General features: G+C 55.4%; 2 protein-coding genes. Both read left to right on the top strand.

What is annotated here, in order from left to right:
- A partial coding sequence (locus tag ACR0L4_RS23715; protein ID WP_480515670.1) for a hypothetical protein occupies positions 1-218 on the top strand: 218 nt, incomplete at its 5' end.
- Between the two features lie 154 nt (positions 219-372).
- Entirely contained in the window at positions 373-579 is a 207-nt protein-coding gene (locus tag ACR0L4_RS23710; protein ID WP_480423991.1) for a hypothetical protein, read from the top strand.
- Positions 580-729: the final 150 nt, after the last annotated feature.

The following is a 729-nucleotide window of genomic DNA, read 5'->3' as shown; positions in this document are numbered from 1 at the left end:
CTGGCATTGGGTTCTTCAACAATAAACCAACGATTGCCGTCGAACGGCAGACTTGGGATGCCTTGCCCCTGGATACTCGCCTTGGAATGATCGAGACGTTCGAATGTGCTGTGGCCGGCCCCGGAAATATCTTGGCAGAAGTCCAGATCATTGATCCCGGCGGAGTGGTTCTTGCGACCTTTGATGGTGTGGACAGAAGACTCGATGTAGCGAACTGATCTCCGTCGTCCTTGCCTACCAAAGCCTGTGATTCTGATTGTCGCGGAAGACGATTCGCCAATCTGTAACATTAAGAATTGGCTATTTGGCCAATTTTATGTTGACGTTGGATAAATAGCCAACATACTGCCTCCAGCAACAACGGAGGTAACCATGCTGCATATCGCACCTGCACGGATCTATGCGACCGAGCCGAAAACGCATTTACGCGCGGATCCACGACAGGTGGTCGCGAACCCCGAACAATACGCGGATCGCCCGCTGCTCCGCCGACTGGCGTGGATGACGCTCATGACCGCACGCGGGAACGTGGTTGACCAGGACAGGCTCGCCCGGATGCCAGTTGAGGTTGGTCGATGAGTCGCCGCCTGAACATCGAGCGCCTGCGTGGGGCAGTGGACGTACTCAAGACTGTCGTGCCCGAGAACCAACTCTACTCGCTGAAGAAGATGGCGAGCAATCATGGTGGGAGCTTTGATCTGCCCAGCGCCTGCGTTGGTGCTGATGGTA

The sequence above is a fragment of the Ruegeria sp. AB5 genome (assembly GCF_056542645.1).
This window is presented reverse-complemented; position numbering and strand designations above follow the sequence as displayed.

Bases quoted from the DNA above. Each gene is read 5' to 3' on its own strand.
- ACR0L4_RS23710 (WP_480423991.1), top strand. From the start codon at position 373: ATGCTGCATATCGCACCTGCACGGATCTATGCGACCGAGCCGAAAACG.